Origin of the sequence: Cellulosimicrobium marinum, from assembly GCF_020551945.1 — a bacterium.
GTDB lineage: Bacteria > Actinomycetota > Actinomycetes > Actinomycetales > Cellulomonadaceae > Cellulosimicrobium > Cellulosimicrobium marinum.
Genome location: NZ_JAJBZH010000001.1, coordinates 353,810 through 372,515, shown reverse-complemented (window position 1 = coordinate 372,515; position 18,706 = coordinate 353,810). Strand labels below are relative to the sequence as shown.

The 18,706-nt window shown below is 77.6% G+C and carries 17 protein-coding genes; 3 read left to right on the top strand and 14 right to left on the bottom strand.

The genetic code is table 11. The features are described from left to right. Nucleotides 1-36: 36 nt before the first annotated feature. The 5 genes from LGQ04_RS01665 to LGQ04_RS01645 all read right to left on the bottom strand — a co-directional run bounded on the left by LGQ04_RS01665 (nucleotide 37) and on the right by LGQ04_RS01645 (nucleotide 5,760). A complete protein-coding gene (locus LGQ04_RS01665) occupies nucleotides 37-1,545 on the bottom strand; it encodes a S1 family peptidase (RefSeq protein WP_229241733.1) in 1,509 nt (502 codons plus the stop codon). An 85-nt stretch (nucleotides 1,546-1,630) separates the two neighbouring features. Continuing rightward, nucleotides 1,631-2,623, bottom strand: coding sequence for a LysR family transcriptional regulator (locus LGQ04_RS01660; RefSeq protein ID WP_229241732.1), 993 nt, complete (start codon nucleotides 2,621-2,623; stop codon nucleotides 1,631-1,633). A 105-nt stretch (nucleotides 2,624-2,728) separates the two neighbouring features. Beyond that, on the bottom strand, nucleotides 2,729-4,381 hold the full coding sequence (locus LGQ04_RS01655; RefSeq protein WP_229241731.1) for a DUF7059 domain-containing protein: 1,653 nt from the start codon (nucleotides 4,379-4,381) through the stop codon (nucleotides 2,729-2,731). Nucleotides 4,382-4,483: 102 nt separating this feature from the next. Then, nucleotides 4,484-5,011, bottom strand: coding sequence for a hypothetical protein (locus LGQ04_RS01650; protein WP_229241730.1), 528 nt, complete (start codon nucleotides 5,009-5,011; stop codon nucleotides 4,484-4,486). Nucleotides 5,012-5,115: 104 nt separating this feature from the next. Further along, entirely contained in the window at nucleotides 5,116-5,760 is a 645-nt protein-coding gene (locus tag LGQ04_RS01645) for a hypothetical protein (RefSeq protein ID WP_229241729.1), read from the bottom strand. A gap of 101 nt (nucleotides 5,761-5,861) precedes the next feature. Between LGQ04_RS01645 and LGQ04_RS01640 the strand changes: the two genes are divergently transcribed. Then, entirely contained in the window at nucleotides 5,862-6,503 is a 642-nt protein-coding gene (locus LGQ04_RS01640) for a TetR/AcrR family transcriptional regulator (RefSeq protein ID WP_229241728.1), read from the top strand. A gap of 36 nt (nucleotides 6,504-6,539) precedes the next feature. On the opposite strand, the gene LGQ04_RS01635 is transcribed toward LGQ04_RS01640, so the two are convergent. Together LGQ04_RS01635 and LGQ04_RS01630 are read right to left on the bottom strand one after the other, a co-directional pair. Further along, nucleotides 6,540-8,861, bottom strand: a complete 2,322-nt coding sequence (locus LGQ04_RS01635) for a sodium-translocating pyrophosphatase (protein ID WP_229241727.1) — start codon at nucleotides 8,859-8,861, stop codon at nucleotides 6,540-6,542. Between the two features lie 112 nt (nucleotides 8,862-8,973). Continuing rightward, nucleotides 8,974-9,510 carry a GyrI-like domain-containing protein gene (locus LGQ04_RS01630; protein ID WP_229241726.1) on the bottom strand — a complete coding sequence of 179 codons (537 nt, stop codon included), beginning with the start codon at nucleotides 9,508-9,510 and terminating at the stop codon, nucleotides 8,974-8,976. A 109-nt stretch (nucleotides 9,511-9,619) separates the two neighbouring features. Here LGQ04_RS01630 and LGQ04_RS01625 point away from each other — a divergent pair, with 109 nt between their 5' ends. Continuing rightward, nucleotides 9,620-11,053: a M18 family aminopeptidase gene (locus LGQ04_RS01625; protein WP_229241725.1), complete on the top strand. Its 1,434-nt coding sequence runs from the start codon at nucleotides 9,620-9,622 to the stop codon at nucleotides 11,051-11,053. Nucleotides 11,054-11,127: 74 nt separating this feature from the next. Next, nucleotides 11,128-13,674, top strand: a complete 2,547-nt coding sequence (gene sftH / locus LGQ04_RS01620) for a DEAD/DEAH box helicase (protein ID WP_372469886.1) — start codon at nucleotides 11,128-11,130, stop codon at nucleotides 13,672-13,674. 6 nt (nucleotides 13,675-13,680) lie between these two features. Here the strand turns inward: sftH and LGQ04_RS01615 are convergent, their stop codons facing one another. The 7 genes from LGQ04_RS01615 to ssd all read right to left on the bottom strand — a co-directional run bounded on the left by LGQ04_RS01615 (nucleotide 13,681) and on the right by ssd (nucleotide 18,573). Continuing rightward, entirely contained in the window at nucleotides 13,681-14,091 is a 411-nt protein-coding gene (locus tag LGQ04_RS01615; protein WP_229241723.1) for an Rv3654c family TadE-like protein, read from the bottom strand. Nucleotides 14,092-14,110: 19 nt separating this feature from the next. After that, nucleotides 14,111-14,518 carry a TadE family type IV pilus minor pilin gene (locus LGQ04_RS01610; protein ID WP_229241722.1) on the bottom strand — a complete coding sequence of 136 codons (408 nt, stop codon included), beginning with the start codon at nucleotides 14,516-14,518 and terminating at the stop codon, nucleotides 14,111-14,113. Then, nucleotides 14,515-14,748: a DUF4244 domain-containing protein gene (locus LGQ04_RS01605; RefSeq protein WP_229241721.1), complete on the bottom strand. Its 234-nt coding sequence runs from the start codon at nucleotides 14,746-14,748 to the stop codon at nucleotides 14,515-14,517. Before LGQ04_RS01605 ends, LGQ04_RS01610 begins: the two co-directional genes overlap by 4 nt. A gap of 714 nt (nucleotides 14,749-15,462) precedes the next feature. Further along, complete coding sequence (locus LGQ04_RS01600; protein ID WP_229241720.1) at nucleotides 15,463-16,029, bottom strand: type II secretion system F family protein; 567 nt, start codon at nucleotides 16,027-16,029, stop codon at nucleotides 15,463-15,465. Further along, complete coding sequence (locus tag LGQ04_RS01595) at nucleotides 16,026-16,706, bottom strand: type II secretion system F family protein (RefSeq protein ID WP_229241719.1); 681 nt, start codon at nucleotides 16,704-16,706, stop codon at nucleotides 16,026-16,028. Before LGQ04_RS01595 ends, LGQ04_RS01600 begins: the two co-directional genes overlap by 4 nt. Then, entirely contained in the window at nucleotides 16,703-17,866 is a 1,164-nt protein-coding gene (locus tag LGQ04_RS01590) for a TadA family conjugal transfer-associated ATPase (RefSeq protein WP_229241718.1), read from the bottom strand. The genes LGQ04_RS01595 and LGQ04_RS01590 overlap by 4 nt, the downstream gene beginning before the upstream one ends. After that, nucleotides 17,863-18,573, bottom strand: a complete 711-nt coding sequence (gene ssd, locus LGQ04_RS01585; protein WP_229241717.1) for a septum site-determining protein Ssd — start codon at nucleotides 18,571-18,573, stop codon at nucleotides 17,863-17,865. The genes LGQ04_RS01590 and ssd overlap by 4 nt, the downstream gene beginning before the upstream one ends. Nucleotides 18,574-18,706: the final 133 nt, after the last annotated feature.

Sequence of the window (18,706 nt, the reverse complement as noted above, 5' to 3'; positions counted from 1 at the left end):
CGCCGCACCCCGGGTGCGACGACGGGCCCGCCGGGCTCACGGCGTCGTGACTCCCAGCGTGTACGACCCGGAGCCCGAGTACGCGTGGACCACGTACCGGTAGTAGCCGGGCGTGCCCGCGTAGGTGACGGACTCGTTCGCGCCGGGCGACGTCGAGCTCGCGACCGACGCCCACGCGGACCCGTTCCACTTCTGCAGGTACAGGTCGACGTCGGTGCCGCTCGCACCGGTGACGCAGCCGCGGTGGGTGCCGGACGACCCGACGGTGAAGTAGGACCCGTTCGGCTGGACCGCGGTCGCGCCGGACGACAGCGAGCCCGTGTAGGTGCGCGCGTAGCCCGAGCACCCCGTCGGCGGCTCGGGGTTGCCGCCGCCGCCGCTCGTGACGAGGGTCAGCCCGTACGTCGAGAGGATCTCCCCGACGGGCTGGAAGTACGTCGTCCCGCCGCTGCGGCAGTTGCCCGACCCGCCGGACGTCACGCCCTGCGCCTGGTTGCCCGCGAGGAGGGAGCCGCCGGAGTCCCCCGGCTCGGCGCACACGTTCGTGCGGATGAGACCGGTGACCGTGCCCTGCGGGTACGTCACCGAGGCGTTGTACGCCTGGACGGTGCCGCAGTGCCAGCCCGTGGTGGAGCCGGAGCGGCACACCGACGACCCGACGGGGGCCTGCGTGGCGCCTGCGACCGGGACGCGTCCGCCGGAGTAGTTGTTCACGGCCCCGACGGGGGTGTTGCCGGCGTCGACCTGCACCCACGCGTAGTCGTTGCCGGGGAAGCTCGACCCGCGGAACGTGCCCGCCGGCCCGGACGTCCGCGCGCCCGTGGAGCCGCAGTGCCCGGCCGTGACGAACCCGCCCTGGACCGCGAACCCGACCGAGCAGCGGCTCCCGCCGCCGATCGTGTACGCGTTGCCGCCCACCACGTCGATCAGGGGCCGGGGCGTCTCCGTGGTCTCGGCGTACGCGACCGCGTCCGCCGGGACGCCCGCGGCCGCGACCTGCGCGGCCACCTCCGCGCGCTCGCCCGCCCGCACGGACACGACGACGCGGTTGCGCGTCACGTCCACGTACCAGCCGGGGAGGGCGGCGGGGTCGTCGGCGAGGGCGTCGTCGAGCGCACCGCGCCACGTCTCGAGGTCGTCGAGCGAGTGCGCGACGGCGACGGCGCGCGCCCCCTCGGCGCGGACCGCGGCGGAGTCCGCGGCGGACGCGCCCTCGGCGACCCCCACGTAGAGCACGTTGGCGTCGTCGTCGACCCACGCACCCGCGTAGTCCGCGCCGAGCTCGTCCTCGAGCTCGGCCTCGGTGCCCGCGGCGTCGGACTGGAACGCGAGACGCTGCCGTGCGTCGCGCGCGCTGAGGCCCAGGTCGCGCTGCAGCGCGCGCTCCAGGCCGGGGGCCGTCTTCGGGACCGCGCGCACCGTCGCGCGGGTCTCGTCGGGGGCCGGTGCGGGGGCCGCGGCGGCGGTCTGTGCCGCGGCGGAACCCGCGAGGAGCGTCGCGGCGGCGGTGACCGCGGCGAGCGCCCTGGGGAGTGGTCGTGTCATGTCGTCCGTCCCTTCGCCGGGCCCGGGTGACCCGGTCGAGGTCACGCTAGGCGGGCTCCCCGACGCCGCACAGATGCCATTCAGGTCATACCCGGGCGGTATGTCCGGGTGGTCCCGTACCCGTACCCGCCCCGTGCTCGACGAGCCACCGCGCGTAGTAGGGCGAGCGCGCGACGGCGTCCCGGTGCGCGGAGCGGGCCGCCGCGGCGACCACGTGCACGGGCAGGCGCTCCCCCGCGTCGTGCCGCCAGCCGACGTGGTGCGTCCAGCGCAGCGGCGCGCCGTCGAGCGCGACCGTCCGCACGCCGGGGGCGTCGAGCAGCACGGGCTGGACGAGCGCGACGGCGTGCCCGCCCCGGACCTGGTCGATGCACGCCGTCCGGTCCGACTCGCCCATCGCGCGCGGCGTGAACCCCGCACGGGCGCACGCCGCGACGAAGCACTGCTCGAAGCAGCCGCTGCCCGGCGCGGACAGCCACAGCGCGTCCGCGAGCTCGCCGAGGCCCACGACGCCACGCCCGGCGCACGGGTGCCGCTCGTCGACGAGGACGAACACGGGGTCGGTGCGCACCGCCGTCCACGTCAGCCCCGGGCCGGGAGGGCGCGAGTCGCCGCACATGCCGACGAGCGCGGCGTCGAGCGTGCCCGCCGCGAGCCGCTCGGCCGTGTCGTCGACGCTCCACGACGTGGCCGTCGTGACGGTCAGGCCGGGCGCCGCCGCGGGCAGCGTCTCGTGCAGGCGGCGCGCGAAGAGCCCGCCGATCGCCGTGCTCACCGTCCCCACGCGCACCGTCCGGCCCGACGGGACGGCGCTGAGGAGGTGGCGCGCGTCGTCGACCAGGGCCGACATCGCCGGCAGCAGGACGCGCGCGTGGCGCAGGACGAGCTCACCGAGCTCGGTCGGACGTGCCCCCTGACGGTCGCGCGTGAAGACGCACCCGCCCAGCGACCGGTCGATCCGGTTGAGCTGGGCGGTCAGCGCGGGCTGGGCCACGCCCAGCGACGCGGCGGCCTTCGTCACGCTGCCCGACTCGGCCACGGCCACGATCATCCGCAGGTGCCGCAGTTCGAGGTCCATGCCTCCCGAACGTAACCGCCCGCACGGGGCGTGTCGCGCAGTGCGGCCCGTCCGGTCCGGCGCCGAGCACGAGGTCGCTCGCCGTCGACCACGGGGTCGTCGTCGTTATCCGGGCTCTTCCGACAGCAACGTCGTGCTCGGCCGGAGCAGGCCGTCGCGCACCAGCCCCCGCACGCCCGGGACGAGCTCCGCCGCGAGGTCCGCCGCCGGGACCTCGAACAGCGCGGCGATCGCCCCGACGAGCTGACCGACGGCCAGCTCCCCGTCGCACGCGCCGACCAGCGCCGCGAGGCCCGTCGACGCGTGCACCGCACGGCCGAGACCCCCGCCCTGGCGCAGCAGCACGACGCTCGGGTCGGCGGCACCCGGCGTGTGGAACCGCTCCTCCGTGACGTCGCCGGCGACGACGAGCCGCTCGGCGGCGAGCGCCGCGTCGTCGCGCGCCGCGAGCCAGTCGTGGGCCGCGAGCGACGCCGCGAGGTGCGCGCCCAGCGGCTGGTGCACCGACCCGGTGTGCTCCTCCAGCCGACGCAGCGTGGGGGCGCCGTCCCGCGGGCGACGCAGCGTGACGATCCCGAACCCGACGGCCTCGACGTCGCGCGACGCGAGGTCGTCGAGCCACGCCTCGTACGCGGCGTCCCAGGCGCCGGGCTCGCGCTCGGCCGTCGTGCCGCCGTCGCGGATCCACGTCTCGGCGTACTCCGCAGGGTCGAGCACCTCGCGCTGCACCACCCACCCGTCGAGGCCCGCGGCGTCGAGCCACGCCCCGACGCGCTCGGTCCACGGCTCGCCGCGGCGGTGCTCCCAGTTGCCGAGGAGCTGGGCGACCCCGCCCGGGGCGAGGACGGCGCCGACGCCGGTGACGAGGTCGCGCACGAGGTCGTCGCCCGCGCGCCCGCCGTCGCGGTACTCGTACTCGGTGACGCCCGCGGTGCGCGGGGTGATGACGAACGGCGGGTTCGACACCACGAGGTCGAACCGCTCGCCGGCGACGGGCTCGAGCATCGACCCGGCGCGCAGGTCGAGGGGCGCCGCCCCGCCGCCGGACGACCCGGCGCCGCCCGTGGGCAGGTCGAGCGCGGCGTTGAACGCGGCGAAGCCGAGCGCACGCCGCGAGATGTCCGTCGCGACGACGTGCCGGGCGTGGCGGGCCGCGTGCAGCGCCTGGATGCCGCACCCGGTGCCGAGGTCGAGCACCCGCTCGACGGGGTCGCGGACGGTCACCTGGGCGAGCGTGAGGGACGCGCCGCCCGCGCCGAGCACGTGGTCGGCGGCGAGACGGCGGCCGGTCGCGAGCTCGCCGAGGTCGGAGGCCAGCCACCACGTGACATCGCCCGCGGCGTCGGACGCGGCGTACGGGCGCAGGTCCACGACGGCGCGCACCGGGTCGTCCGGGCCCGTGCCCGCCGCCTCGACGAGGCCGAGCCGCTGCGCGCCGTCGGTCCCGGTGCGGGCGAGGGCGGCGTCGAGGGCGCGGCGCGGGACGGGGTCACCGAGGAGGAAGAGCGCCGCGAGCGCCGCGGCGGGGTGGTCCGCGGACGTCGCGGCGCGCTCGCGCAGCACCCGGCGTGCGGGGGCGGCCTGCTCGCGGTGGAGCGCCGCGGCGGCGACGGGCCCGAGGACGTCCTCGACCCCGTCGACCGTGAAGCCCGCGCCCGCGAGGTCGGCGTGCAGGGCGTCCACGGCGGGCTCGAGCGCGCCGGGCGGCAGTCCCGTCCCGGGCGGCGGCGGGCTGGGACGGTCCTCGGGTGCGGGCATGGGTCCATCTTCGCGCAGCGGCGGGGACGACGGACCCCGAGCCGCACGGTGTGCCCGGTGGGGCGTGCCGCGCGACCCGGGGTCGGGTCGGTCAGGGTCGGGTCAGCAGTTCTGCGCGCCGTACGTGGCGACGTTCGTCAGCGCGGTCGTGAACGCCTCGTCGCTCAGCAGGCCCATCGCGGCGCTCGGGTCGGCGTTCTCCGGGTCGTTCGTCGCCGTCTCCAGCGTGTCCGTCAGGGTGCGGAAGCCCCCGGCGACGGTGTCCCAGTCGTCGGAGAGCTCGGCCGGGGCCTCGGCGGCCTCGAGCGTGCCCGTGAACTCCTCGAAGGTCGCGAGCGCAGCCTCGGGGTCGTTCATGTCGAGACCGGAGAGCTCGCCCTGGGCGGAGGTCAGGGTGCCGAAGGCGGTGCAGAAGTCGCCCTCGCCCTCCGCCTCGGTCGTGCCCTCCTCGGTCGTCTCCTCGGTGGTCTCCTCGGTCGTCTCCTCGGTGCCGGTCGACTCCTCGGTGGCGGTGTCCTGGGTGGTGGCCTCGTCGTCGCCGGACCCGCCGCAGGCGGCGAGCCCGAGGACGAGCAGGGTGCTCGTGGCGAGCGCGGCGGTGGTCCGGGTGATCGTCGTTCGGTTGCGCATGGACACATCGTGGCCGGTCCCGGGCCCGACGGCGCGCCGCACACCCCCGACCGGGGAGGTCTCCCCATGTGGCGTACGTCATGCGGGTGAAGTCCGGGGCGGCGTCAGGCCGGGCAGCCCGCCTGGAAGAACTCCGTGACGCGCTGGGAGGACGTCGTGAGCGCGCCCGCGTCGATGCGGCGGCCGACCCGGTCGATGGAGCGGGCCAGCTCCTCCGGGTCGTGGGGCCCCGCGGCCTCCACCGCGTCGGCGAGCATCGTCAGGTACGTGGAGACGACGGCCCAGTCGTGCGCGACCTGGGCCGGCGGCTCGGTCGCGGCGAGGGTGTCCCGCGCGGTGGTGAACCCCGTGACGAGCGCCGCCGGGTGGTCCACGCTGAGGTTGACCTGCGCCTTCGCGGCGGCCCCCCACGCGACCTCGGCCTCGCGGCACGCCGGGTCCGCGGGCTCCGCCGCGACGGGCTCCTCCCCGTCCGGTGCCGCGTCGTGCTCCGCGTCGGCGCCGTCCGCCGCCGTGCCCGACGTCGCGGGGTCGGTCCCGGGGTCGGCCGGGGCGTCGGCGGCGGCGTCCGCCGTGCTGTCCGTGGCGGCCGGGTCCGCCGACCCGCCCGACGACCCGGCCGACACCGCGCCGGGTGCCGCACCGAGCGTCACCACGTCGAACGCCCCGCTCAGGACCGTCGCGACGCAGAGGCCGGCCACCGCGACGAGCACGGCACCGTGGGCGACGGCACGCACCGGAGATCGCATGGCCCCTATGATGACGCGTCGCGGCCCGGAGCCGAACCCGTGCGTCCCGCGAACCCGCACACGACCCCTCCGCGCGTCTGCCTCCTCGCTACGATCGTGCCGTGAGCAGCGTCGATCACGCCCCCGAGCGCACCGCCGCCGCACCGGGCGCGGCACCGCAGCCGCGCACCACCGTCCAGGTCCGCAGCACCCGGCGCCAGCAGGCGATGGTCGACGCCGCGGCCCGCCTCCTCATCGAGCACGGCTTCACCGCCGTCACCCACCGGCAGGTCGCCCGCGCCGCCGGGGTCCCGCAGGGCTCCGCGTCGTACTACTTCCCCACGAGCGCGGCCCTCGTCGCCGCCGCCGTCGGCGCCGCCGAGGACCTGCGTGCGCGCGCGGCACGGGAGCACGCCGACGCGCTCGCACCCCGCGCCCGCTCCGCACGGGAGACGGCGCGGGAGGTCGTCGCGACGCTGTACGCCCCGCACGTCGACGACACCGTGGTCGACACCCGCCTCGACCCGATGATCACCGCGCTGCGCGACCCCGCGCTGCGCCCCCTCATGCGCGCCTCCCGGCCCCGGCTGCTCGCGGCGGTGCGGACCGTCCTCGACGTCTCCGGGCACGGCGCCGTGGACGACGTCGACCTCCTCGCCCACGTGGTCGACGCCGCGCTCGTGTCCGCCGCCGCACGGGAGGACGGCCACGTGCTCGACCACGCGACGTCGACCGTCGCCCGGTTCCTCGACCGCTGGACCTGACGGCGCCCGGCGTCGTCGACGTCCTCGGCGTCGACCTCAGGAGGCCGCGACGCGCTCCGGGACACCGACGGCCGACTCCTCGCGGTCGACGCGCGCGGCGCGCAGCCGGGACAGGACCACCGCGCCGAACGCGATCGCTGCGGCCACGACGGCGATGCCGATGCGCAGGACCTGGTTGGCGTCGGCCGGGACGCTGAGCATGACGACGGCGGGCGCGATGAGCACCGACACGAGGTTCATGACCTTGATGAGCGGGTTGATCGCGGGACCGGCGGTGTCCTTGAACGGGTCGCCGACGGTGTCGCCGATGACCGTCGCGGCGTGCGCCTCGGAGCCCTTGCCGCCGTAGGCGCCGTCCTCGACGATCTTCTTCGCGTTGTCCCACGCTCCGCCCGAGTTGGCGAGGAACACCGCCATGAGCACGCCCGCGCCGATCGCGCCCGCGAGGAACCCGGCGAGCGGCCCGACGCCCAGGCCGAAGCCGACGGCGATGGGGGCGAACGCCGCGAGGAGCCCCGGGGTGGCGAGCTCGCGCAGGGAGTCGCGCGTGCAGATGTCGACGACCCGGCCGTACTCGGGGCGCTCCTGGTACGTCATGATCCCGGGGTGCTCGCGGAACTGGCGGCGCACCTCGAACACGATCGCCCCGGCGGCGCGCGTGACCGCGTCGATCGCGAGCCCCGAGAAGAGGAACACCGTCGCCGCGCCGAGGATGACGCCGACGAGCGTGACCGGCGAGATGATCTCGTAGTCGAGCATCGACGTGACGAGCCCGGTGCCGGCCTCCTGGACGTCCGCCATCGCGTGGCTCACCGCGTCGGCGTACGAGCCGAACAGGGCGGTCGCGGCGAGGACGGCCGTGGTGATGGCGATGCCCTTGGTGATGGCCTTGGTCGTGTTCCCGACGGCGTCGAGGTCGGTGAGGATCTGCCCGGCCTCCGTCTCGCCGCCGTCCGCGACGTCCTCGCCGACGGACATCTCGTAGATGCCCTGCGCGTTGTCGGAGACGGGACCGAACGTGTCCATCGCGACGATGACGCCGACCGTGGTGAGCAGGCCGCAGCCCGCGAGCGCCACGAGGAACAGCGCGAGCCAGACGGACCCGCCCGCGAGGAGGAACAGGCCGCAGATCGCGGCGGCGATGACACCGGCGGTGTACACGGCCGACTCGAACCCGACACCGATGCCGGACAGCACGACCGTCGCCGCGCCCGTGCGGGAGGTGGCGGCGACGTGGAGGGTGGGCTTCGACGTCGTGCCCGTGAAGTAGCCCGTGATCCACAGGATGATGCCCGCGAGGACCACGCCGATGACGACGGCGAGGCTCGCCACGACGCGCGGGTCCGCGGCGAGGCCGGAGAGGTCGCCGAGGTCGGCGGTCCCGTCGAGGGCGTCGAACGACGACGGCAGGTAGACGAAGGCGGCGAGCGCGGCGAGGACCGCGCCGATGAGGGCGGAGAGGTAGAACCCGCGGTAGATGGCCCGGAGGCCGTTCTCCTGCCCCTTGACCCGGGTGATGAACACGCCGAGCACGGCGACGAGCGCGCCGACCGCCGTGACGACGAGCGGGAAGACGAGGCCCTCCTCGCCCATCGCGGCCTTGCCGAGGATGAGCGCGGCGACGAGCGTCACCGCGTAGGACTCGAACAGGTCGGCGGCCATGCCCGCGCAGTCGCCGACGTTGTCGCCCACGTTGTCGGCGATGGTCGCGGCGTTGCGGGGGTCGTCCTCGGGGATGCCCTGCTCGACCTTGCCCACGAGGTCGGCGCCGACGTCGGCCGCCTTGGTGAAGATGCCGCCACCCACGCGCATGAACATGGCGAGCAGCGCGGCGCCGAAGCCGAAGCCCTCCAGCACCGCGGGCGCGTCCCCCCGGTACAGCAGGACGACCCCGGCCGCGCCGAGCAGGCCCAGCCCGACGACGGACATCCCGACGACGCCGCCCGTGCGGAACGCGATGCGCGCCCCCTCGGTGCGCCCGCCCGGCCGCGTGGCCGCGTGCGCGACGCGCACGTTCGCCCGGACCGCGAGCCACATGCCGAGGTAGCCGATCGCCGCGGAGAAGCCCGCCCCCACGAGGAAGGCGACCGACCGGCCCACGCGGACGCCGCCGTCGCCGGGCAGGAGGAACAGCAGCCCGAACACGACGACCGCGAAGAGGGCCAGGGTGCGGAACTGCCGGTTGAGGTAGGCGCCGGCACCCTCCTGCACCGCCTGCGCGACGTCGCGCATCTTCGCCGACCCCTCCTCGGCGGCGAGGACCTGTCTGCGCAGGACGACGGCGAATCCGAGGGCGACCAGCGCGATGAGCGCGATCACCCCGACGATGGTCAGACTTCCGGTACCGAGGGTGGGCATCCGTCCTCCTTGACGACTGCGGCCGGCCGGCCCCCTGCCGACACGATGGGGGTGAGTCTACGCACGTGTGGCGCAGGTCACGCACCCCGCGTGCGGCCTCGCGTGAAGGACGTCACGAGCCGTCCGCCGGGTCGGCGAGGCGGAACGCCAGCTCGGTCTCCCACCGTTCCATGTCGTGCTCCTCGCGCGGGTCGGTCCGGTAGGACTCCAGGCGCACGCCCCAGCGCCGCTGCTCGGCGTCCGCGTCCCACGTCAGCCCGCGCTCCGCGGCCCACGCGAGCAGCTCACCGGTCGCCCGCTCGAGCCCGTCGGGGTGCCCCCGGTGGAGCACGACGGCGTAGCGCCCCCCGGGCAGCACGCCGAGGGCGGGGCTCGGGCGGGCCGGGTCGTCGGCGGTCCCGTCGCCGTCGGGCAGCCCGTCGGTCGTGGCGACCGGGACGCCCGCCTCGACGACGAGCCGGGAGTCCATCTCCACGGCGAGGTAGCGCAGGAACGGTGGCCCGGCAGGCTCGACGCCCTGCGCCAGGAGCCAGCCGACCACCCCGGGGAGGCGGTCGGCGATCTCGGGGACGGTCTGCATCGTCACCGTCCGGGTCACGCCGACGTACGGCTGGTCGGGCCGGTGCTGGATCTGCGGTGTCTGCTCCATGGCCGTCGGACCGCGGCCGGAGCGTCGACTCATCGGTGACGGGGCTCGCGCACGTCGCGCGCACCGCGGCGCGCACGGGCGCAGGGTGCGCGTGCGTAGGGTTGACGACGTGCCCACGCCGAACCCGTTCCCCCCGCAGCCCTCCGACAGCACCGCGCGCGAGCGGGCCCGGGCCCACGCGCACGACCTCGCGACGTTCGTCGAGGCCTCGCCGTCGTCGTTCCACGCCGCCCACGAGGTCGCCCGACGGCTCGTCGCCGCGGGCTTCACGCGGCTGGAGGAGACCGCGGCCTGGCCCGGCGCCGGGGACGACGGCGCAGCCGGCGGACGCTACGTCGTCGTGCGGGACGGCGCCGTGATCGCCTGGGTCGTGCCGCCGGGCGCGACGACGACGACGCCGTTCGCGATCCTCGGCGCGCACACCGACTCGCCCGGGTTCACGCTCAAGCCGCGGCCGAGCGTCGTGCGCGAGGGCTGGTGGCAGGCCGGGGTCGAGGTGTACGGCGGGCCGCTGCTCAACTCCTGGCTGGACCGCGAGCTCGAGCTCGCGGGCCGCGTCGTCGTCGGCGACGGCACCGGGCCCGACGACGTGCGCCTCGTGCGCACCGGGCCGCTCCTGCGCATCCCGCAGCTCGCGATCCACCTCGACCGCGCCGCGAACGACGGCCTCGCGCTCGACAAGCAGCAGCACACCCAGCCCGTCTGGGGGCTCGCCTCGGCGAGCGGGCCCGCGGGCTCGGGCGACGTCGTCGGGCACGACGGGGCCGACGACGGCCGCACCGCGGGGGCCGACGTGCTCGCCGAGCTCGCGCACCACGCGGGCGTGCGCGCGAGCGAGATCACCGGGTACGACGTCGTCGTCGCGGACACCCAGGCCCCGCGCGTGTTCGGCGCGCGCGACGCGTTCCTCGCGTCCGGGCGGCTCGACAACCTGCTCTCCGTCCACGCCGGCCTGACGGCCCTGCTCGAGGTCGCGGCGTCGGGCGCGGACGACGCCCGGGACACCGCGCCGACGACGATCCCGGTGCTCGCGGCGTTCGACCACGAGGAGATCGGCTCCCAGTCGCGGTCCGGGGCGTCGGGGCCGTTCCTCGCGGACGTCCTGGCGCGGGTCGCGGCCGGGCTCGGGGCGACCGAGGAGGAGCGGCACCGGCAGCTCGCCGCGTCGCTGTGCGTGTCGAGCGACGTCGGGCACTCGGTCCACCCGAACTACCCGGAGCGGCACGACCCGGTGAACCGCCCCCTCGCGGGCGGCGGCCCGATCCTCAAGATCAACGCCAACCAGCGCTACTCGACCGACGCCCTCGGCGCGGCGGCGTGGGCGCGCGCGTGCGCGGCGGCGGGCGTGCCGAGCCAGGAGTTCGTGTCCCGCAACACCGTGCCGTGCGGCTCGACCATCGGCCCGCTCACCGCGACCCGGCTCGGCATCCGCGTGGTGGACGTCGGCGTGCCCCTCCTGTCGATGCACTCGGCGCGCGAGCTCACCGCCGTCGTCGACCCCTGGTACCTGACGCGCGCCGTCGTCGAGGTGTTCCGCGGCTGACCCTTCCCCCTGCCGGGCCCAGCGCCGAGCAGGCGATCACCTCCCGATCCGGGGGCCCGACGGTCGCCAGGCACATGGTCGGCGGTCGCCAGGCGCATGCTCGGCGGGTGGGTACGGGGTGGGAGACTCGGGACGTGCCCGACGCCCCCGCCCCGCCGACGAACGCGCTGCTCGACGTGCTCGTCGCGGGCGGCCGCCGCGCCGACCGGCTCACCCACGTGCGCGAGCTGCCCGCGCGCGAGGGCACGCACGGCGAGTGGCCCGCGTGGGCCGACGCGACGCTCGTCGCCGGGTACCGCGCGCTCGGCGTCGACCGGCCGTGGGTGCACCAGGCCGTGGCGGCCGACGCCGCGTGGTCCGGCCGGCACGTCGCGCTCGCCACGTCCACGGGGTCGGGCAAGTCGCTCGCGTTCTGGCTGCCCGCGCTGACCGCCGTGCGGGCCGACGCCGCGGCCCGCACCCTCGACCCGGGGCGCATCGAGTCGGTGGGGCGCCGCGGCTCCGTGCTCTACCTGTCGCCGACGAAGGCGCTCGCCGCGGACCAGCTCGCCGGCCTGCAGCGGCTCCTCGACGCGGCCGGGACGCGGGACGTGCGCGTCGCCACCTGCGACGGCGACACGTCGCCCGACGAGCGCCGGTGGGTGCGCGAGCACGCCGACGTCGTGCTCACCAACCCCGACTTCCTGCACTTCGCGCTCCTGCCGAACCACCGCCGCTGGTCGCGTCTCCTGCGCGACCTGCGCTACGTCGTCGTCGACGAGGGCCACGCCTACCGGGGCGTGTTCGGCGCGCACGTGTCGCTCGTGCTGCGGCGGCTGCGGCGCCTCGCCGCCCACTCCGCGCGCGAGGGCGACACGGCGCCGACGTTCGTCGTCGCCTCGGCCACGACGGCCGACCCCGCCGTCAGCGCCGCGCGGCTCGTGGGCGTCGGCGCGCAGGACGTGGTGACGGTCGCGGGCGACACGTCGCCGTCGGGTCACCGCACGTTCGCGCTGTGGGAGCCGCCCGTCGTCGCGGGCTTCGACGACGCGCACGGCGGGTCGGACGCCCACCCCGACGACCCGCCCGTCCCCGCCACCGTCCGCACCGCGGCGGACCACCCGCGCCGCAGCGCGACGGCCGAGGCCGCCGACCTCCTCGCCGACCTCGTCCTCGCCGGGGCCCGCACGCTCGCGTTCACGCGCTCGCGCCGCGGCGCCGAGGCGGTCGCGACGCAGACCCAGGACCACCTGCGGCCCGTCGACGCCGACCTCGCCCGCCGCGTCGCCGCGTACCGCGGCGGCTACCTGCCGGAGGAGCGGCGCGAGCTCGAGGACGCGGTGCGCACGGGAGCGGTGCGGGCGCTCGCGACGACGAACGCGCTCGAGCTCGGCGTCGACATCTCCGGCCTCGACGCCGTGCTCGTCGCGGGCTGGCCCGGCACCCGGATGTCCGTGTGGCAGCAGGCGGGTCGCGCCGGCCGGGCGGGCGCCGACGGACTCGTCGCGTTCGTCGCGCGCGAGGACCCGCTCGACACGTTCCTCGTGCACCACCCCGAGGCGATCTTCGACGCCCCGCTCGAGGCGACCGTCTTCGACCCCGCGAACCCGTACGTCCTCGCCCCCCACCTGTGCGCCGCCGCCGCGGAGGTCCCGCTGCGCCAGTCCGACCTCGCCGCGTTCGGCGACCCCGCCGCCGTGACGAGCCTCCTCGGCGTCCTCGTCGCGCGCGGCGCGCTGCGCCGCCGGTCGTCCGGCTGGTACTGGACCCACGCGCAGCCCGCCGCGGGCATGACGGACCTGCGCGGCTCCGGCGGCGCGCCCGTGCGGGTCGCCGAGGCGAGCACCGGGCGGCTGCTCGGCACGGTCGACGCCGCCTCCGCGGACGGGTCCGTGCACGACGGCGCGGTCTACGTCCACCAGGGCTCCACCTACGTCGTCGAGCGCCTCGACCTGACCGACGGCGTCGCGCTCGTGCGCCGCACCGACGTCGACTTCGGCACGTGGTCGCGGTCCGTCACGTCGATCACCGTCGCCGACGACCCGGACGCCGGCGACGTCGCAGCCGGACGCGACGTCGTCGAACGGCGGTGGGGTCCCGTGACCTGGGGGTACGGGCCCGTCGACGTCAGCTCCCAGGTCGTGAGCTTCCAGCGCCGCCGCCTGCCCGACCTGCAGATCCTCGGCCAGGAGCCCCTCGACCTGCCCGAGCGCACCCTGCCGACCATGGCCGTGTGGTGGGCCGTCCCCGAGTCGGTGCTCGACGAGGCCGGCGTCGACCCCGACACCGCCCCCGGAGCGCTGCACGCCGCCGAGCACGCGTCGATCGGGCTCCTGCCCCTGCTGGCGACGTGCGACCGCTGGGACCTCGGCGGGGTGTCCACCGCGCTGCACGTCGACACCGAGCAGGCGACGGTGTTCGTCTACGACGCCTACCCCGGCGGCGCGGGCTTCGCCGAGCGCGGGTTCGAGCTCGGCGCGACGTGGCTCCGGGCCACGCGCGACGCGATCTCCCGCTGCCCGTGCCACGACGGGTGCCCCGCGTGCGTCCAGTCGCCGAAGTGCGGGTCGTACAACGCCCCGCTCGACAAGGACGCCGCGGTCCGGCTGCTCGACGCCGTGCTCGCCCACGCGCCCGCCTGACCGCCGTCACCCGTCCCGCGCGGTCGCGGGCCCGGCGCGCGCCGCCGCGGACGTCTCGCCGAGCGCGACGCCGAACGCCTCGACGGCGGGCCCGGACACGACGTCCACCCGGACGGAGCCGTCCCCGGCCGCGGTGCACGCCACGACCCGCACGGCGTTGCGCGCCGCGGTCTCGTGCGCGACCGTGCACGCGTCCCACCCGTCGCGCAGCGCCGTCGCGGCGGCGATCGCCGCGAGGTCCGCCCCGGTCTGCGCCCTACCCCGGCCCGCCTGGGCCTGGGCGAGCGCGGCGAGCGCGAGCAGCACGACGGCGACGGCACCGACGACGCCGAGGACCAGCGCCGTCCCGCTGCCCCGCTCGGCGCGCCGGTCCCCGTGCGGGCGCGCACCCGGGCCCGCCCGCACGGGGCCGCTCACGGCCCGACCCGCACGCCGCTCACGGCTCGACCCGGGCCACGGCCTGCCCGCTCGCGCGCAGCGGCGACGACGAGAGCCAGCCGGTGACGACGGGGCTGGTGACGGAGACCTCCACCCACGGGTCGTCCCGGTGGACGACCACGAGCGTCCCGTCGCCGGCGACGTGCTCCGCCGTCGCGCGGACGACCGCGTCCTCCTCGCCGATCGCCGCCGCGCGGGCACCCGCCCGTGCGGCGTCCGCGGACCGCATCTGGGCGCCCGACGCCGCGGAGACCGCGAGGACCCCGGCGAGGACGAGCACGACGGCGGGCAGCGCCACCGCGAGCTCGGCCGTGACGGCGCCCCGCTCGGACGTCGCTCGACGACGCGTGCCGGGCCGGTGGTCGGACCGCGCCCGCCGCCGCGCCCGCTCTCGCCACACGCTCATCCCAGCGCCAGGGCGCTGCGCACGATGCCGAGCAGCAGCTCGCGCACCTCACCGCTCTTCAGCACGACGATGAGCAGCCCGGCGAAGCCCGCCGCGGCGACGGTGGCGATCGCGTACTCGGCGGTCGCGAGCCCGTCCTCGCGCCGGGGCGAGCCCGGCCCACCGGTCAGGCGTGCCGCGATCCGTCCCCCGTGACGCCCCGCCGTCGTGCGGTGCCGTGTCCTCGACATCATTTCTCCCCTTCCTCGTGGCCCGCGCGGTCGCGGGCGGCCGGTCCACTGTGGCGGCGCACGGCACGCCGCGGGGCGGGCGTCGAGCGCCGCTGTGGAGGACGCCGTCGGGCACGGGCCTGTGCACGGCCAGGACGGGCGCGGACCCGGACCCCGGCACCCCGTGGGGCGGTCGGGGGAGCTTCTTGCCACAGTGGTGTCGATCTGCGGGGGCCTCGCACGTCACCACCACGAGACCTCGTCGAGGTCCTCGTCCGGGGGCCACTCGGACGGCGGGACGACGCCCGGAGAGACCATGAGCACCGAGTACGTGATCCTCGTCCACGACGACGAGAGCGCGTGGGTGGACCCGGCCCCCGAGCTCCGGGCGGCGACGTACCCGCGGCACGACGAGTTCGCCCGCCTCGCCGCCGCGCGGGGGCGCCGCGCTACGCGGTCGAGGTCCGACCCGACGACGCGCTGTGACGCCCGGCGCGGCCACGCCCGAGGCGCGCGCGGCCCGGACGCTGCGGTTCGTCGACGGGCTCGGCGTGCCCGACCTCTCCCGCCTGTTCGTCGTCCCGGAGACGACCATGGCGACGAGTCTCACCCGGGCCAAGAAGCGGCTGGCCGCCTCGGGCATCCCCTGCGCGGTCCCGCCGCCGGACCGGCTCGACGAACGGCTCGACGTCGTCGCGACCTGCTCCCCGGGCCGCGACCGTCCTGAGCCGACCCTCACCCGCCCAGCAGCCCCGCCCCGAGCGACAGCAGGACGGGGACCAGGCCGACGAGGACGAAGGCCGGGAGGAAGCAGGCGCCGAGCGGGAGCACGAGGTGCACGCCGAGCCGGGCGGCCGCAGTGCGCGCCGCCGCGGCCCGGTCCTGACGCAGCGCCTCTCCCGCCGCCCGCAGCGACGCGACAGGTCCCGCGCCGTGCACCCAGGCCGGGCGCAGCGCCCGGCGCACCACGTCGAGGCGGGCGGGCGTCCCCGTCCAGGCCGTGTCCCAGGCGGCGCCGAGGAGCAGGGCGGACGCCGCGCGCCGCAACCCGGCGCCGTCGGGCCCGCCGACCGCCGCGCCCACGGCGTCGAGGGCGCGGGGCACCGACGCGCCCGCCCGCACCGCGGCGGCGAGCAGCTCGAGCAGCACCCCGCTCTCCACGCCCGGCGCCGGGTCCTCCCCGCGCCGTGGGCTGCTCGTCGTCCGGCCCAGCGACGCGACGCGGCGCCCCGCCCGGGCGCGCGCCGACCACCACGGACCGAGGGCGACGAGCGCGCAGCACGCCACCAGCGTGCCCGTCACGTCGGCTCCTGCCCGACGGCGCGCGCCCGGTCCACGAGCTTCGCCGACCACGTGCGGCCCGCGAGGAGGAGCAGGACGCCGGTGAGCACGCCGAGGGTGCCCACGCCGCCGTCGAGCGCCGACGCCACCGGGTCCGCACCGAGGACGTACCCGAGCACGACGCCGACGGCCGGGAGCCACAGCAGCACGCGCGTCGTGGCGCGCGGGCCCGCGAGCGCCGCGTCGCGCTCCGCGCGCGCCTCGGCGTCGGCCGCGACCGCCGCGGCGACCTCGTCCAGGACCGTGGCCAGCGGCGCCCCCACCTCGGCGGCGAGCCGGCAGGCCGCGACGACGGCACGGGCGGTGGGCTCGCCGCCGACGTGCGGGGCGAGCGCGGCGACCCGTGGGGCGCCCGCGGCGTCCGCGGGCGCACCGGTGACGGCGGCCCAGGCGGCGGCGGGCGAGCGGCCCGCGCGCAGCAGCGCACCGACCTGCGCGACGACGAGCCGCACCGCCTCCGCCTCGCCGCGGCGGCGGCGACCCCACGGCCACGACCGGCCCGGGCCCGCGGTCGGCCGACCGCCGAGGGGCGTCCGCGCGGCGGGAGAGCCCCCGGCCACGGGCCGTGCCCGCCGTCCCCCGGGGTCGAGCGCGCTCCACGCCGCCAGGGCGACGAGGCCGCCGACGAGGAGCGTCATGCCGCCCACCGCCGGACCAGCTCGGCCCACGCCGGCCCCGGAGCGGGCGCACCCCGCCCGTCCCACGACGCCGCGAGCGCGACGTCGAGTGCGCCCCTCGCGTCGCGACCGACGAGCCCGACCTGCGCGAGGTACCGCCGCCTCGTGCCTCCCGCGCGGTCGCGGCGCAGGTGCAGCACGACGTCGAGCCCGCTCGCCGCCTGCGCCGCCACGGCGGCCCGGCTCATCCCGGCCAGGGACGCGAGCGCCTCCAGCCGCGCGGGGACGACTGTGACGTCGTTGGCGTGCAGGGTCGCCAGGCCGCCGTCGTGCCCCGTGTTGAGCGCCATGAGGACCTCGCGCACCTCCGCGCCGCGGCACTCCCCCAGCACGACGCGGTCGGGCCGCATGCGCAGCGCCGCGCGCACGAGCGCGGCGAGGTCGACGCCGCCCGCGCCCTCGACGTTCGGGCGGCGCGCGGTGAGCGGCACGACGTGCGGGTGGTCCGGGACGAGCTCGCGCGCCTCCTCGACGCACACGACGCGTTCGTCGTGCGGCACGAGCGCGAGGAGCGCGGCGAGCAGGGTCGTCTTGCCCGTCCCGGTACCGCCGGTGACGAGGACGGACGCGCGCCGCGCGACGAGGGCCCGCAGGAGCGGTTCCCACGCCGGCGGGACGGTCCCGCGGGCGACGAGGTCGGGCAGCGCGAACGCGTGGGGTCGCAGGACGCGCAGGGAGATCACGGCGCCGGCGGCGCAGACGGGTGCGACGACGGCGTGGAGCCGGGTCCCGTCGGGCAGCCGGGCGTCGACGACGGGGCTCGCGTCGTCGAGCCGGCCCCCGCCGGCGGCGGCGAGGCGCACCGCGAGCGCCCGCACGTCGGCGGGGCCACCGAGCGGGACGTCGGCACGTTCGAGCCCGGCGCCGCGGTCGACCCAGACCTCGTCGGGACCGTTGACGAGGACGTCGGTGACGTCGGGGGCGTCGAGGAGGTGCTGGAGCGGCCCCGCCCCGAACAGCTCGGCGCGGGTGGTCCGGGTGAGCTCGCGCAGCGCCGTGGACCCGAGCACGCGGCCGGTGGCGAGCAGCGCCTCGGCGACGGCGTCCGGGCCGTCGCCCACGCCCGCGAGGCGCTCGCGCACGGTGTCGAGGAGCCGGGGGTCGGCGGCGGGGCGCGTCATCGTCGCGGCCCGAGGTAGCGCGCGGCGAGCACGCGCCCGGCGCGGTCGAGCGGACCGCCCGCGGGGCCGTGCCCGCGCTCCACGGCGGCGGGCAGGCGCCGGTCCCGGCGGACCGTCGCGGCGACGTCGAGGCCGACGGCGCGCGCCACCTCCCCGGCGCCGAGCCGGCCGGGGGCGGGCCCGCGGACGACGAGCGCGGCGGGGCCCGCGCCGAGGCGGGGACGCAGGGCGGCGGCCCCGGCGACGGACGGCACGTCGAGCGGGGTGACGACGAGCAGCTCGTCGCACGCGGGGAGGAGGTCGGGCACCGGGCCGGTCGCGGCGGCACCGGGGCGGGGCAGGTCGAGCACGACGAGGCCGCCCCGCGGCACGACGCTCTCCGCGAGGGCGGTGACGACGTCCACGACGCACTCGGCCACCGGCCCGCTCGCCGTCGTCGCGCTGACCACGCCGACGCCGTCCCACCGGGGCAGGCGGGCCGCCAGGTCGTCCCCGTCGAGTCGACCCCGCGCGTCCGCGAGGTCCGGCCAGCGGACGCCCGGCTCGTCCTCGACGCCCAGCAGGACGTCGAGGCCGCCGGTGTCGGCGAGGTCGACCACGCAGGCGGGCACGCGGCGTCGGGCAGCGGCCCGGGCGAGGCACGCCGCGACCACGCTCGCCCCGGCTCCGCCACGCGCGCCGACCACCCCGACGACCGCACCGTCCACACGTCCTCCTCCGCCGACCACCCGTGACGGAGCGAGAGCCTGGCGCGCGGGGCGCGCCGTGACCAGGCGCCCGCGCCGACCTGGGGACGCGCCCGTCGCGACCAAGGCCTGTGGACGGCCACGTCGCGCCGCT

Excerpts from the sequence above, each read along its gene's own strand:
- LGQ04_RS01665 (WP_229241733.1), bottom strand. The coding sequence starts at position 1,545 with ATGACACGACCACTCCCCAGGGCGCTCGCCGCGGTCACCGCCGCCGCG.
- LGQ04_RS01660 (WP_229241732.1), bottom strand. The coding sequence starts at position 2,623 with ATGGACCTCGAACTGCGGCACCTGCGGATGATCGTGGCCGTGGCCGAG.
- LGQ04_RS01655 (WP_229241731.1), bottom strand. The coding sequence starts at position 4,381 with ATGCCCGCACCCGAGGACCGTCCCAGCCCGCCGCCGCCCGGGACGGGA.
- LGQ04_RS01650 (WP_229241730.1), bottom strand. The coding sequence starts at position 5,011 with ATGCGCAACCGAACGACGATCACCCGGACCACCGCCGCGCTCGCCACG.
- LGQ04_RS01645 (WP_229241729.1), bottom strand. The coding sequence starts at position 5,760 with ATGCGATCTCCGGTGCGTGCCGTCGCCCACGGTGCCGTGCTCGTCGCG.
- LGQ04_RS01635 (WP_229241727.1), bottom strand. The coding sequence starts at position 8,861 with ATGCCCACCCTCGGTACCGGAAGTCTGACCATCGTCGGGGTGATCGCG.
- LGQ04_RS01630 (WP_229241726.1), bottom strand. The coding sequence starts at position 9,510 with ATGGAGCAGACACCGCAGATCCAGCACCGGCCCGACCAGCCGTACGTC.
- sftH (WP_372469886.1), top strand. The coding sequence starts at position 11,128 with ATGGTCGGCGGTCGCCAGGCGCATGCTCGGCGGGTGGGTACGGGGTGG.
- LGQ04_RS01610 (WP_229241722.1), bottom strand. The coding sequence starts at position 14,518 with ATGAGCGTGTGGCGAGAGCGGGCGCGGCGGCGGGCGCGGTCCGACCAC.
- LGQ04_RS01605 (WP_229241721.1), bottom strand. The coding sequence starts at position 14,748 with ATGTCGAGGACACGGCACCGCACGACGGCGGGGCGTCACGGGGGACGG.
- LGQ04_RS01595 (WP_229241719.1), bottom strand. The coding sequence starts at position 16,706 with ATGACGCTCCTCGTCGGCGGCCTCGTCGCCCTGGCGGCGTGGAGCGCG.
- LGQ04_RS01590 (WP_229241718.1), bottom strand. The coding sequence starts at position 17,866 with ATGACGCGCCCCGCCGCCGACCCCCGGCTCCTCGACACCGTGCGCGAG.